The sequence below is a fragment of the Streptomyces tubbatahanensis genome (assembly GCF_022699385.1).
GTDB classification, from domain to species: domain Bacteria; phylum Actinomycetota; class Actinomycetes; order Streptomycetales; family Streptomycetaceae; genus Streptomyces; species Streptomyces diacarni.
Genome location: NZ_CP093846.1, coordinates 7,578,452 through 7,591,619, shown reverse-complemented (window position 1 = coordinate 7,591,619; position 13,168 = coordinate 7,578,452). Strand labels below are relative to the sequence as shown.

Sequence of the window (13,168 nt, the reverse complement as noted above, 5' to 3'; positions counted from 1 at the left end):
GCGTAATGCTTCGGCAAAGAATTGTAGCGCAGGAAGAATGGCGCAAATGCGATGTTGCTAGTGCACAGGGGGAGAAGAAAGGCGCCGTTGGATCCGCACGTTCAGAAAGACCGAGGCCCGTTGCGGCGCGCCTGGCCGGTACCCGACCTGCCGGGGCGACGCCGCTCGGGGTCGAAGAGATGTCCGGCGGCCCCGGCGACCACGAGGCCTGACGTGATGAGTATGCCGTCGCTGATCACCACACCGAGGCCGAGCAGGACGACGCCGACAGCCAGGGACGACCACGCGCAACCGCGCCGGTACTCGCGAGGCCGGCAGGGCCTGCCGCTGTCCATGGCATGTGCGAACCGCGGATCCTCACTCCGCATCCGGGCGTCCATCTCGTCCAGGACACCGTTGCCGTGGCGGCCGGCCATGGACCCTCCCTCCCACTCCCCCCATGTCGTCCGTCGGCGGGGCCGCCCCGTGGCGGGGCGGGCGCGGCCCAGGAAAGCTGATGCCGGTTCCGTCTCCAGAATCGCGCGCCCCCGCGGCCGCCGCCATCCGCAGCGGCACCCATTCCCCGGGGTACGGGAGGTGTACATGGGCGGGTCACCGGTGCGCAGGACCACCGGAAGCGCCACGCCCCCGCTGCGAACGCAGCGGGGGCGTGGGAACGCGTGGGCGGGGTGTGGCGGTACTACTTGCGCTGCCACGCGTCCGCGACGGCCTCACCGACAGCCGTCGGGTCGGGCCTCACGGCTGCTTCGGCAGTCCCACCGCCCGGCAGCTGGTGCAGACCGGGCAGCAGCTGTGCGGCCAGCAGCGTGGCCAGCGCCGAGGTGTCGTTGCCGGCGGAGCCGTCCGTGCGCAGCACCACCGGCTGTGGAGCCTTGCCGGCGAGCACGGCGCCCACGTCCAGCCTGCGCCGCGCCAGCTCGTACTGCAGTACCGCACGGTTGTCGCGGTAGGCCTGCGCGAGGGTGCGCTGGGCGCGCGCCTCGTTCTCGGCCGCGATCAGCCCGCTGCGGCCCCGCGTCTCGATCTCGAAGCGCACGTTCTGCGCCTCGGTCTCCTGCTCCTCCAGGAGCTGCGCGACCTGCTCCCGCGCCTTGTTGAGTGCCGCCTTCACCTCGACGATGCGCGCGTCGCGCACCTTCTTGGCCCGCTCGATGTCCATCTGAAGGCTGTCGATGCGGCGCTTGCGGGAGAGCCCCCACTCCTGTTCGTACGCGGTGGCCTCCTTGGCGACCCGCTCGCGGGTCGCCAGGTGCTGCTGGTACTGCGCGGGCAGTTGCACGTCGGGGATGTTGGCACCCGTGATGCGCACGCCGTAGCGCGAGAGCTGCCGGTTCAGCAGCTCCTGCATGTCGGCGACATCCGAGCCCCGCAGGTCGTACGCCTGCTCGGTGCGCACGTGGCGGCCGCGCTGCCGGATGGCGTCCTGCACGGCGTTGGAGAGAACGAGGTCGAAGTTGCCCGCGCCGATGGTGCGCACGAACAGCACGGCGTCCGTGATACGGAACTTCAGGAAGAACTCGATCGCGCGCAGCGGCACGTTCTCCCGCGTCGGACAGGCCACCACCGGTGCCGAGTAGGGGATCTCGGTGGCCGTGTCCACCACGAAGTCCACCCGCGACCAGGGATGCCACAGGTAGTGCCGACCCGGATCCAGGGTGCGCGTGATGGCGCCGTACCGGGTCAGGATCCCGTTGGTGCCCTGCTCGATCTCCACGATCGAGGAACGCCACCACCACAGCGCCCCGACGACGAGGAAGAGCAGTCCGCACACGAAAGTGACGGTCGCGAGCGTGTCGAACACCTCGCCCGCGGTGCCGTCCGGGGACTGCACGCTGGCCATGGCGCCGCTGGCCACGGCCAGCAGACCGAGCCAGAACGGCACCATCCACCACACGCGGCGGCGGTGCTTGGGGATGATGACGGGAACGAGTGTGCCCGCCTCGCCGCCGCGCAGAAGTTGCGGAATGTCGCTCCAGGGCGCCACCTCCTCCGAGATGACGGACCTGCGGCTGCCCACCGCCGTGCTCATTCGGACTCCCCCCAGACATCATCGCTCGGCCCGAAAGGACCCTCGGCGCCGTCCCCGGCCGCACGCCCGCTTCGCTCCGCGGCGGATCGACCGCCGTTGTCCTCGTCCTCGCCGCGCTCACCGTGCGGCCCCGCGCCCTCGGGCGCCGGTGCCCCACCACCGCCCCTCTGCGCGGGCACGGTCGGCTGGTCGGCCTCGCGCAGCGCGCTGATCTCGGCTTCCCGCTCCTCGATCCGGGCCGACACCTCGGCCAGCCGTGCACGGACCGCTGCCATGTCCTCCTGCGAGAACAGCTCCCCGCCCCGCTCACCGACCAGTTCGCGGGCGAGCGACAGGAAGTTCACGCCCACGGCGCCGTCCGCGCCTTCGTCCGCACCGCCGATGCGCACCAGCCTGGGCAGGTGGTCGGCGACCTTCTCCAGGGTGTCCAGCACCTGCTGCTGGTAGCGGTACTCCAGGATCTCCGGCGCCTCGGCGGCGGTGACCGCGCGGATGTCCAGTGCCTGCGCTTCCAGCAGCGCCGCGTTGGCCTTCGCCTCGGACTCCGCCTGCACGTAGCGCTGCCTGGCCAGTGCTCCGGCGCGGTTGGTCTCGCGCTCGACGGAGGTGTCCATCTGCGCCTGGTACTGCGCGATCTCCGCCTGGATCGCGGACAGTTCCTCCTGCTGGGAGGCCAGCTCCTTGGTGAGGTCGCCCTCGTCCTGCTCCTTGCGCAGCTGGAGCGCGTACTCGTGCGTGTAGGCCTCCTTCGCGACCCGCACCATCTCCGGGGAGGCGAGGTCCATGCGGTATCCGCGATCGGCGGGCTCGGCGTGTGTGATGTTGGCGTTCGTCAGCTCGACAGCGGGCCGGAACTGCTGGTTGAGCTGCTCCAGCAGCCTGCCGGTGTCCTCGCCCACCATGTCGTAGATGCCCGCGGCCTCCTGCTCGTAGATGAGGCTGCGGATGGTCTCGCTGACCGCGTTGCTCAGCTTCTCCTCGAAGCCGCGCACCGCACCGAGCGTGTAGACGAACTCCACCGGGTCGCTGATCCGGAACTGGATGAACAGGTCGATCGACGCCTTCACCCCGCCCCGTGTCGGCGCCTCGCGCACGGGCGCGTTGAACGGATACTCACGCGTGGTGTTGATGATGTACGAGACGCGTTTCCACGGGTTCAGCAGGATGACCCGTCCCGGGCCCACCACCTGTTCCAGCTTTCCGAACCGGGTGATCAGCGCGTGGCACCCGTCCGGCACCATCACCATCCCCTGCCGCCACCACACGAAGGCGACGGCGCCGAGGGAGAGCACCCAGTAGTGGACGCCGAACAGCGGGTTGACCAGCGGACTGCTGTCGGTGAACGACGAGATGGCGGAGGTGATCGCCACGCCGACCAAGCCCACGACGAGCAGCATCGAGACCGGCAGCATGGTCATGAACGACCGCCCGCGCGGCAGCACCATCGGACAGATGCGGTGCACCTGTTCCAGCCCGTCGCGTTTGAGCGCGCTGTGGTTGAGTTCCTCACCGGCCTCGTCGAGCGGCACCGTCTTCTGTTCCATGACGGTGTCGATGGAGCCGCCCTGTTCGCGCGCGGCGGGGAAGTCCGACGGATCGATCCCGTCCTCCCTGCGCTCCCCGTCCTGGGCCGCGCCGCCGGCCCTGCGGCGCACCTCGCCCTCGACCGCTTCGCGCGCGTCGGCGCCCTTGGTCACGGCCCGTGCGACTCTGCGCACACTCTCCCGTGCCACACAACCCCCTTGTTCATGTGGGACGCGTGTCGCACGCCCCCGTTGTTCTGCACCTGTGAGGGACCTCGCCCAGAACGCGGTGAAGTAAAGGATTCATCAAGGCCCCCGGTAAGCGGCTGCTTCCCCATTGCCGGCGGTTAACACACATGGCGCGCGATCAGATGCCACATCAGGGCCGGTGCCTGCGACGCGGGGCCCGGTCACGGGCCGGGCGTGGAGACACCCGCGGGTGTCTTCACGCCGGACACACGTGGATCACGCAGCGCTCCCCGCACCGCGCGCGATGTCCCGGGCGAGCCCCGCGGCGTTGCTGTGCGACACGACGATCTCGTCGACGTCACCGCCCGCGGCTGCCCTGTCGAGCACGACCCGCACCCCGGGCTCGCCGCGTCGGGCCGCGACCAGTTGACGCGTCCCGGTGAAGACACCCCACACGCCGATCTTCGTGAAGAAGGACTGATAGCCCTTGCGGCCCCCGCGGGTCTCGCGCAGCGGTCGCTCGACGCACGCGACCTCACGCACGGCCGCCAGCGGAACCGTCACCGACCGCCTGCGGGCCCACACGCTCTCCCGGCTGCTGAACTCGACCGTCAGGGAATCCCGGTGCACCTTCATCACTGCCATGGACACTCTCCCCCTCTCGTCCGGCACCGCGGCGGGTGCCGTCCCCGATGAGCAGCTGAGCAGCTGTTCTAGTAAATGTATAACAGATAGAGTGGGCTGGTGCACCTAGTACTCGACCTCGACAGTGAGGTGCCGATCTACCAGCAGATCCGGGACCGCGTGGTGGAGGCCATCGCCGACGGCCGGCTGCCCGGTGGCACCTCGCTGCCCTCCACCCGGCAGCTGGCGGTGGACCTGGCCATCAACTTCCACACCGTCAACAAGGCCTACGACCTGCTGCGCCGTGAGGGGATCATCAGGATCAACCGCAAGAGCGGAGCCGTGGTGCGCCCGGACGCGGGCCAGGGTCCCGCGGACGCGGAGGGGGCGGCGCACTGGGAGCGGCGGGCCCGCACGCTTCTCGCCGAGGCCGTGGTGCGCGGAATCCCCCCGCGCGAGGTCGTCGACCGGGTGCGGGCCGTCCTGGACGGATTCGAGGCGGCGGAGGACGTCGGCTGAGCGGGGCGGACGCCTGAGGAGTTCCCGACCGCAGGCTTCAGGCGAGCAGCCCGGCGGTCGCGAGAGCGGCGGAGCCGGCAGCGACCAGTACGACGATCATGCCGGTCAGTGCCCGCGGGTTGCCGAGGTTGAGGGTCCAGCCCATGCCGACGCGAGACGGCACGAGCACCGCGGGGTCGCCGCCGTTGGCGTAGACGGTGCCTCCCGCATACCAGTACCGGTCGTCGTCCCGCTGCACGAGCCCGCTGTCCACTGCGTCCGCCGTATCCGCTGCCTCCGCTGCGTTTCCCGTGGCTTGCCCTTCCACGCGCCGCCGCGCTCCGGGGCCGACCCTCACGACGAGGCCGGCGACGATGCCGAACGTGACCAGGGCCGGGATGCCGACCACGGCGAACAGCGGCGCTGTGGAGCGGTCGCCGGACCACACCATGACGGACAGGCCCAGCAGCATGACGTCGGCCACCGCGCAGACCGCGAGCAGCGCGCGCGAGGTGGCGGCCAGGAAGCGACGGTGGCGTGCCACCCCGGCCGCCGGTCGTGACGCCTCCAGATCGGGCCGCGCGCGCAGCAAGGCGGCGACGAGCGCGAGCACCGCCGCAGTGCCCAGGACCTGACCGAACACCGGGCTGAAGGCCGTCCAGAAGGTCGTGGCGACCTCGTGGTGGCGCGTCCCGTCGCCCGTGCGTGTCGGTATGGCCAACGTGTCGGGCAACGCCGGGTAGACGGCAGCGCCCACCGCGACGGTGGCCGCGATGACGAGGCCCGACGGAACCGACCATGCCCACGGGACGCGCACGGGATCGGTACGCAGCGAGGTGTCGGCCACCACCCCCTGCCGCAGTCCCGCGTACCACTGCTCCCGCTTCTTCGCCTCGGCCAGGGCACGGTGCGCGCGCAGCCACACCACGGCGGCGACAGCGCACAGCAGCAGGCCCGTCACCACCACGGCCGCGACGCCCTCGAGGAGCGCGCCCTCTCCCGCCGCTGCCGCCGTGGCGACCGCGGTGGCCCACAGCACCGCCGCGCGGTACCTCCGGCGTACGGCACCGACCTGCGGGTCCTCGGCCCGGCTCGGGGGCACCCTGACGCCGAACGGCACCGTTTTCGGGTTCAGCAGGGCGCTCGGTGCCGCGTAGAGGGCGGCGCCCAGGAGCAGGAGAAGACCCGCGTTGAGGAGCGAGCTGACGAGCACGGCGTTCACCTGTTCCGTTCCGTACCGGATCATTCCGCCCGACCGGGCTTCGGGCGCCACCGGGTGCCGCGGTGGCCTGGACCGTTCGGGCCGAACCGGGAGCCGCCGCGCGCGTCCTTCCGGGCCGCTTCCCTGCCCTCCAGTAGCGTAACCGCGCACGACGGGCCGTCACGAGTGGCCGCCCCCCTCAACTGGGCGATCACCGCCCGGGGTTCGGCTGGCACGAGGCAGGCCGCTTGCCGTTGGCCTTGTACAACCCCCGCTCGTCTTGGCATGCTCACTTCGCTTCCATTCCCCCCACTGCAAGGGAGCGCTCATGCGTATCAGATCCGCGGCCGTGGCCGTGGCACTCACCGCCACCGGGCTTATGGCCGTCCCCGCGTTGGTGCAGCCGGCCGCTGCCGAGTCCTCCACCATCCACGCCCAGCCTCTCGACGCGGGCCGGGTCGCCCACCAGGTCGAGGCGCTGCCGGGCGGCGCAGCCCGGTCCGTGGACATCACGCGTGACGGCTCCACGCTGCGCACCGAGGGCGCGAGCACGAAGGCCTCCAAGACCCTCGACGTCGAGTACCAGGTGCAGGAGACCGGGTACTGGTGCGGTCCCGCCGCCACCCGCATCGCCCTCTCCGCGCGGACGGCCCCGCCCTCCCAGGCGGACCTCGCCGCCCAGCTCGGCACCGACGAGAACGGCACCGACCACATCGGCCAGGTCACCACCGTCCTCAACAGCAACCTGGGCACGGACTGGTACAAGACCACGGAGATGCCGGACGACCCGCCCACCAAGGAGCAGAAGGACCAGCTGTGGGCCGATGTCGTCAGGGGCATCGACAACAACTTCCCGCTGGTCACCAACATCGTCGCCCCGCCTGGCAACCAGCCTCCCGGCTACCCGTCGGACCAGACGATCTACCACTACTTCACCGTCATCGGCTACGACGACGCCAACGGCAGCGTGCTGATCGCCGACCCCGCCAACTTCGGCGGCAACCAGATCTACTGGCTGTCCTTCGACCAACTGGCGAGCCTGGTACCGCCCAAGGGCTACGCCGGCTGAGCCCGGCCTCCCCTGCGGCGGCCTGCGCGGTCACCGCAGGGGTACTTCGCCCGCCTCCTCGAGGCTCAGCGCAGCGCTGCCAGGACGGCGTCGCTCGTCGAGCACCACACACGGCGTGCCTCGCCGAAACCCGCTTCCCGCAAGGCCTCCAGATGCCAGGCCGTGGTGACGGGGCGGTCCTCGCGGATCCGTCCGTCGCCCCCGGGCTTCGGCTGCCGCGGATCGCCGAACAGGTCGAACCGCCGGCGGGCCTGCTCGGCCAGGGCGGGGTCCTGGGCGACGCTCGTCCACCACGCGCGCCAGTCCTGCGCGCCCGCGGCAAGCTCACGCTCCTTGCGGGCGGCGTGGTGGGTCTCCAGTGCGGCATTGAGCCGGGGCGCCTCGTCGTCGCGCATGTGGTCGGCGTTGAGGAACACGCCGCCCTCGCGCAGCACCTCGGCGATCCGGCCGTAGGCGACGCGCAGCGCGTCCGCGGTGAGCCAGTGCAGCGCCGTCGCCGTGACCACGGCGTCGTAGGGGCGGCGCGGCAGCGCGTCGGGCCAGCGCGGGTCGGTCAGGTCCGCCGTCACGAACTCCACCCTGTGCTCGTCGCGGAAGGTGCCCTGCGCGACGGACAGCAGCACCGGATCCAGGTCGAGGGCGGTGCTGCGTGCGCCGGGCAGGCGTTCCAGCAGCCGGGCGGTGATGCTGCCGGGTCCGCAGGCCAGGTCCAGCACCACGGGCTTCGGACCCGCCACCGCCTCGACGACCTCCAGCATGACCCGGAACCGCTCCTCGCGGTCGGGCATGTACCACTCCTGCTGCCGGTCCCAACTGGTCTGCCACGCCTGCCAGTCAATTGTGAGGGACGTGTCGGTCACTGTTGTTCCTCCTTTGTCGCTGTCATGGGCCCCGTGCGGTGGCGGCTCAGCTCCTCGGGTGCGGCCCGGTTCCCGCAGGGGGAGCTGTCCGCCGCGGCTGTCCCCCACTCCTCGGCGTCCAGCAGGCGCCGCGTCGCCTCGGAACCGGGCCGCGCCAGTACCCGGGCGCATGCCCCCGCCTCGGCGACGCCGCCGCCGTCGAGCACCAGCAGCCGGTCCGCGACACGGCGGAGCAACCGCAGGTCATGGCTGATCCACAGCACGGCTGTCCGGGTGGTGCGCAGGTGCTCCACGTGGGTGAGAACGCGTTCGGCGGTCTCCGCGTCGAGCGCGCTGGTGATCTCGTCGCACACCAGCACATCAGGCCGGGCCAGAGCCGCGCGGGCGAACGCGGCGCGCTGGAGCTCGCCGCCGGACAGCGCGCCGGGCGGCCTGGCGGCCGTCCGAGGCGGTATGCCGAACTCGCACAGCAGTGCGCCGGCTTCTTCGCGCGCCTGGTCGACCGTGCGGCCACGCAGTCGCACAGCCGTACGGGCCACCTGGTCGAGAACGGTGCGCCGGGGGTCGAACGAGCCGTGGACGTCCTGCCACACGTACTGCACCCGCCGCTTCTGTTCCCTGTCGCGGTGCACGAGAGCCGGCAGCGGCGCCCCGTCGAGCAGGAGGTCGCCCCCGAGGCGCTCGTGCAGCCCGGCCAGGCACCGCGCCAGGGTGGTTTTCCCGCTTCCTGAGGGACCCGCAACCCCGAGGCACTCCCCCGCGCGGAGGCGGAGCGAGACGTCGTGCAGCACGTCGTGTCCGCGTCGGCGGTGCCAGGCGAAGAGTGAGCGCGCTTCGAGCAGCGGCGTACGCTCCGGGCGCTCTTCCCCGCTGCCGTCCGGGCACACCTCCCCGCCCTCCGGACGCACTTCCCTGCTGCCGTCCGGGCGCACTGCCCCGCTCTCCCGCACGGTGACAGCGGCGGGGGCGGCGGGCAGCACCGCCTCGGGTGTGCCCCGCGCGGTGACACGTCCCGCTTCCAGGACAACGGTGTCGTCCGCGAGCGCGCGCACCATCGCGTGATCGTGGCTGAGGAGCAGTATCGCGGGGCCCGAGCGGGCCAGCCGCGCCAGCTCCCGGGTGAGGGCCGCCCGCGTCACCGTGTCCAGGCCGGTGCCCGGCTCGTCGAGGACGAGCACCCGGGGGCCGCAGGCGAGTACCTCCGCGAGCGCCACGCGCTGCTGCTGTCCGCCCGAGAACTGGTGGGGGAAGCGCCGCAGCACCGACCGCTCCGGCGGCAGCTGCGCCTGCTCCAGCGCCGCGCGGGAGAGGGCACGGGAGGCGTTCCGCCCGCCGCCGGAGGGGGCGTGCAGGGCGGCGAGTTCGGTGAGGATCGCGCCGATGCGCCGGGCCGGGTTGAGCGCGTTGCCCGGGTGCTGCGGCAGGTAGGCCACGGTGCCGCCCCGCACCCCGGCCGCGTGCGCGGTGATGCCGTGGTCCCCGACGACCTCGGTCTCCCCCACCCGCACGTGTCCCGACAGCCGTACGCCCGCACCCGCCTCTCCCAGCAGGGCCAGGGCCGTGGTGGTCTTGCCGCTGCCGGAAGGACCGACGAGGGCGGTGACGCGCCCGTACTCCATCGTCAGATCGACGCCGCGCACCAAGGCGGTGCCGTCGGCGGCGTGCGCGGTCAGCCGCCGGACCTCGATCAGCGGCCGCGTCATGCCCGGCCCTCCTTCCGCGCGCCGGGCACACGCGCCCGGCGGACACGGGTCCAGCGGTCGCGGGCCCGGCGGTCGCGGGTCCGGCGGTCGCGGTGGCCTAGCGGGGGAAGATGGTCGCGACGGTCGAGTACGCGGTCCCCAAGGAGGTTGAGGCCGACCGTGAACATCAGCAGCATCGCGGCCGGTGCGCACACCGACCACGGCTGGACGAGCAGCGCCTCACGGCTCGCCGCGATGGTCACGCCCCAGTCCGGCGCGGTGGGCTCCATGCCGAGGCCGAGGAAGTTGGCGGCGGCGACGGTGAAGACGGCGCCCGTGACACGGGTGCCGACATCGGCCGCCACGACCGGCAGCACCGAGCCGCCCACATAGCCCAACTGGACCCGCAGCCGCGACTCCCCCTGCATCCGCATGGCCTCCGCCACCGGCCCTGCTGCCGCCCGCAGGGCGGCCGCTCGTACGAGGCGCGCCGCGACGGGCGTGTTCACGAGTGCCACCGCCATCGTGACGGCCCACGCGTTTCCGTGACGGCCGACCCCGACAAGGCTGATGACCAGCAGCGAAGGGATGGGGAGAACCACTTCGATCGGGCGCATCAGCATCTCGTCCACCCAACGGTGCCGGCTGACGGCGGCCGCGAGCCCCACGGCGCCGCCGACCAGATAGGCGAGGGCGACCGCGCCGAGAGCGGACCCCAGCGTGCTGCCGCCGCCGCGCAGCAGCAGGGCCAGCACGTCGCGCCCGAGCCCGTCGGTGCCCAGCGTGTGGCGGCCGTCGAGAGCGTAGGGGGCTCCGGGGCCCGAGGCCTCGGCCAGCGGCGCCAGCAGCGGCCCGAACAGGGCCGTCAGGACCGGCACGGCGAACAGCACGGCAGCCACGACGGTCGTCACGGCACCGCCGGCGCCCTTCTTCCCCGCCGTCCACGCCCGTCGCCCGCTCCCCTGGGCCGCGGGCTGCGCCGGTGGGTGCTGTGCGGTGTGTTCGCTCACCTCAGCACCTCCACCCGCGGCGAGAGCCGGTGGGAGACCAGGTCAGCGGCGACGTTCAGGAAGAGCGCGGCCGCCGCCAGCAGCAGCGTGAGCGCCTGGACGGTGGGGACGTCCCGGCTGCGCACCGCGTCGATGAGGGCGGTGGCGGCGCCGGGTACAGCGAACACGGCCTCGACGACGAGGACGCCGCCGAGGAGCGCGTCGCCGGTGCGGGCCAGTTGCTGCACGCCTGGTACGGCGGCGTTGGGCAACACGTGCCGCAGCAGGAGACGCGTGCGGGGCACGCCCAGCCGACGGGCCTGCTGCGCGTAGCCGGAGTTCAGGGCCCCGAGAGTGCCTGCCCTGAACTGCCGGATGAGCTGGGAGACGGTCCGCGCCAGCAGCACGGCGACGGGCAGCACGAGAAGGCCGGGACGGGTGAGCAGATCGCCGGTCGTCGCCCCGATCCAGGTGGAGGGCAGCCAGCCCAGTTTCAGCGCGAACACCGCGACGAGAGCGAGGGAGAGCACGAAGTCGGGGACGGAGCCGAGAGCCAGGGTGACGGCGGTGACCGCGCGGTCGAGCCTGCCGCCCGCGCGGCAGCCGGTGACCAGGCCGAGGACGAGGGCCACAGGCACCGCGATCACTGCGGTGACACCGGCCAGCAGCGCAGTGGCCCCCACGGAGTGCGCGACGATGCCGGAAACGGGTTGCCCACCGGTGAGGGAGGTGCCCGCGTCGCCGGTCAGCAGGTCCTTGGCCCAGTCGAGGAACCGCTGAGCCGGCGGCTGGTCGAGGCCCATCTCGTGGCGCAGCCTGGCGATCTGCTCCGTGCCGGTCTTGTCGTTGAACAGGACGTCGGCCGCGTCGCCGGGCAGCAACGAGGTCAGCAGGAAGACCAGTACGGACAGCAGCGTCAGCTGTGCGATCGCCAGCAGGACGCGGCGCAGCGCGTGGCGTGCCATCAGTCCACCCAGACGGCGTCGAACCGTGCCCACTCGTCGGTGTTGGGCGGTGCGGGTTTCACCCCGTGCACGGTGGTGGAGACGGCGTTGAGCCAGTCGGGGTGTCCCCACAGCACCAGGCCGCCCTCGTCCCGGACGGTGCGTTGCAGCGCACCGTAGGCGCGCGTGCGTGCGGTCTCCTTCTTGATGCCTTGGGCGTGCACGAAGTCCTCGTCGAAGTCCGGGTGTTTCCAGGCGCTGGCGTTCTGCGGGGAGCCGTCCAGGAGCCGCTCGGAGATGTAGGTGGGGATGGGCATGGCTCCGCACCTGTGGTTGCCGATGTCGCCGGTGGTGAGCTGGTCGGTGTTGTAGGTCTCCGGCGGCCCCGAGACGACCTCGACCCTGAGCCCCGCCTCCCCGGCCATGTCGGCGAACAGATGGGCGGCGTTGACGAACCCGTCGACCACGGTGGAGGTGTAGAAGGTGAGCCGCCGGTTGAGAAGGCCGCTGCGGCGGGCGAGTCGGCGTGCCTGGGCGAGGTCCTGCTCGCGCTGCGGCAGGTGCGAGGGGTAGTAGGCGTATCCCTTGCCGTAGAGGTCGTTGCCGGGTTGGGCGCGGTTGCCGGAGATCACCTCGATGAGGCGGTCACGGTCCACGAGGAGCTTGACCGCCATGGCGGCGTCCGGGTCGTCGAAAGGCGGCCGGTCGGTCTTGAGGGCGAAGCCGTCGACACCGCTGAGCGGGGTCGACACCAGCGCGACGCGGGAGTTGCCCTCGATCAGCCGTGCGAACGTGGGGCTCATCTCGTGCGCGTAGTCGATCTCCCCCGCCTGGACGGCGCTGTTGCGCGCCTCTGACGCGGCCGACAGGATCCGCAGCTCGTCCAGGTACGGGGCGCCGGCCCAGTGGTCGTCGAAGCGGTGGGCGCTGAAGGAGCGGCCGGCCTGGAAGGAGGCGAACCGGAACGCGCCGGTGCCCACCGGTTTCTCCGGGTCACGGTAGCCGCGCCGGACGATCAGCGCGCCGGTGACCGCGAGCAGCGAGGGGAACTCGGCGCTGGGCTTCTTCAGCCGCAGCTCGACGGTCTCCTTGCCCACCGCGCGGCAGCCGCCGAGGTCGAGGGCGGACAGCGAGTTGGCCGCGAGGTGATCCGCGGCGTGCGGGTCGAGAATGCGGTGCAGGCTGTAGAGCACGTCGTCGGGCTCCAGCCGGTGGCCGTCGTGGAAGACGGCCTCCCGCAACCGGAAGCGCCACACCGTCGAGTCGGCGCTGGACTCCCAGTCGCGGGCCAGCCGCGGGACGGGGCGCAGTGTCGGACCGAGCTCCACGAGCTTGTCGAACATCGCCTTGTGGCGGGCGATGTCCACGAACTGCCGCTGTTTGTGCGGGTCGAGCGTCTCCTTGGCACCGGCGCCGGGGAAGGCCGCACGCAGCACGCCGCCGCGCCGCGGGCGCGTGGCCCCGGCCGGCCCGGGCCCGTCACAGCCCGACAGCAGCGCCGCCGCGCAGCCGCCGCCCGCCAGCCCGAGGACGTGCCGGCGGGTGCGTTCCTCGGGCACG

At 72.2% G+C, this 13,168-nt stretch carries 12 protein-coding genes; 2 read left to right on the top strand and 10 right to left on the bottom strand.

Features of this window, described 5'->3' with window-relative positions; genetic code table 11:
- Positions 1-101: 101 nt before the first annotated feature.
- The 4 genes from MMF93_RS32605 to MMF93_RS32590 all read right to left on the bottom strand — a co-directional run bounded on the left by MMF93_RS32605 (position 102) and on the right by MMF93_RS32590 (position 4,386).
- Positions 102-416, bottom strand: coding sequence for a DUF3040 domain-containing protein (locus tag MMF93_RS32605; protein WP_242756916.1), 315 nt, complete (start codon positions 414-416; stop codon positions 102-104).
- Positions 417-679: 263 nt separating this feature from the next.
- Positions 680-2,029, bottom strand: a complete 1,350-nt coding sequence (locus MMF93_RS32600; RefSeq protein ID WP_242756914.1) for an SPFH domain-containing protein — start codon at positions 2,027-2,029, stop codon at positions 680-682.
- Positions 2,026-3,762 carry an SPFH domain-containing protein gene (locus MMF93_RS32595; protein ID WP_242756912.1) on the bottom strand — a complete coding sequence of 579 codons (1,737 nt, stop codon included), beginning with the start codon at positions 3,760-3,762 and terminating at the stop codon, positions 2,026-2,028. Before MMF93_RS32595 ends, MMF93_RS32600 begins: the two co-directional genes overlap by 4 nt.
- A 255-nt stretch (positions 3,763-4,017) precedes the next feature.
- Positions 4,018-4,386, bottom strand: coding sequence for a hypothetical protein (locus MMF93_RS32590; RefSeq protein ID WP_242756910.1), 369 nt, complete (start codon positions 4,384-4,386; stop codon positions 4,018-4,020).
- A gap of 99 nt (positions 4,387-4,485) precedes the next feature.
- Here MMF93_RS32590 and MMF93_RS32585 point away from each other — a divergent pair, with 99 nt between their 5' ends.
- Positions 4,486-4,884 (top strand): GntR family transcriptional regulator, encoded by a 399-nt coding sequence (locus MMF93_RS32585; protein WP_242756908.1) that lies wholly within the window; start codon positions 4,486-4,488, stop codon positions 4,882-4,884.
- A 37-nt stretch (positions 4,885-4,921) separates the two neighbouring features.
- On the opposite strand, the gene MMF93_RS32580 is transcribed toward MMF93_RS32585, so the two are convergent.
- A complete protein-coding gene (locus tag MMF93_RS32580; RefSeq protein ID WP_242756905.1) occupies positions 4,922-6,085 on the bottom strand; it encodes a DUF5808 domain-containing protein in 1,164 nt (387 codons plus the stop codon).
- 307 nt (positions 6,086-6,392) lie between these two features.
- Here MMF93_RS32580 and MMF93_RS32575 point away from each other — a divergent pair, with 307 nt between their 5' ends.
- Complete coding sequence (locus MMF93_RS32575; RefSeq protein WP_242756903.1) at positions 6,393-7,133, top strand: C39 family peptidase; 741 nt, start codon at positions 6,393-6,395, stop codon at positions 7,131-7,133.
- 65 nt (positions 7,134-7,198) lie between these two features.
- Here MMF93_RS32575 and MMF93_RS32570 read toward each other — a convergent pair whose 3' ends face one another.
- The 5 genes from MMF93_RS32570 to MMF93_RS32550 are packed head-to-tail and all read right to left on the bottom strand — an operon-like array spanning position 7,199 to position 13,167.
- A complete protein-coding gene (locus MMF93_RS32570; RefSeq protein WP_242756902.1) occupies positions 7,199-7,993 on the bottom strand; it encodes a class I SAM-dependent methyltransferase in 795 nt (264 codons plus the stop codon).
- Positions 7,990-9,696, bottom strand: coding sequence for an ABC transporter ATP-binding protein (locus tag MMF93_RS32565; RefSeq protein ID WP_242756900.1), 1,707 nt, complete (start codon positions 9,694-9,696; stop codon positions 7,990-7,992). Before MMF93_RS32565 ends, MMF93_RS32570 begins: the two co-directional genes overlap by 4 nt.
- A complete protein-coding gene (locus MMF93_RS32560) occupies positions 9,693-10,685 on the bottom strand; it encodes an ABC transporter permease (protein ID WP_242756898.1) in 993 nt (330 codons plus the stop codon). The genes MMF93_RS32565 and MMF93_RS32560 overlap by 4 nt, the downstream gene beginning before the upstream one ends.
- A complete protein-coding gene (locus MMF93_RS32555; RefSeq protein ID WP_242756896.1) occupies positions 10,682-11,629 on the bottom strand; it encodes an ABC transporter permease in 948 nt (315 codons plus the stop codon). Before MMF93_RS32555 ends, MMF93_RS32560 begins: the two co-directional genes overlap by 4 nt.
- A complete protein-coding gene (locus MMF93_RS32550; protein ID WP_242756894.1) occupies positions 11,629-13,167 on the bottom strand; it encodes an ABC transporter substrate-binding protein in 1,539 nt (512 codons plus the stop codon). Before MMF93_RS32550 ends, MMF93_RS32555 begins: the two co-directional genes overlap by 1 nt.
- Position 13,168 lies beyond the last annotated feature (1 nt).

Excerpts from the sequence above, each read along its gene's own strand:
- MMF93_RS32605 (WP_242756916.1), bottom strand. The coding sequence starts at position 416 with ATGGCCGGCCGCCACGGCAACGGTGTCCTGGACGAGATGGACGCCCGG.
- MMF93_RS32600 (WP_242756914.1), bottom strand. The coding sequence starts at position 2,029 with ATGAGCACGGCGGTGGGCAGCCGCAGGTCCGTCATCTCGGAGGAGGTG.
- MMF93_RS32590 (WP_242756910.1), bottom strand. The coding sequence starts at position 4,386 with ATGGCAGTGATGAAGGTGCACCGGGATTCCCTGACGGTCGAGTTCAGC.
- MMF93_RS32575 (WP_242756903.1), top strand. The coding sequence starts at position 6,393 with ATGCGTATCAGATCCGCGGCCGTGGCCGTGGCACTCACCGCCACCGGG.
- MMF93_RS32565 (WP_242756900.1), bottom strand. The coding sequence starts at position 9,696 with ATGACGCGGCCGCTGATCGAGGTCCGGCGGCTGACCGCGCACGCCGCC.
- MMF93_RS32555 (WP_242756896.1), bottom strand. The coding sequence starts at position 11,629 with ATGGCACGCCACGCGCTGCGCCGCGTCCTGCTGGCGATCGCACAGCTG.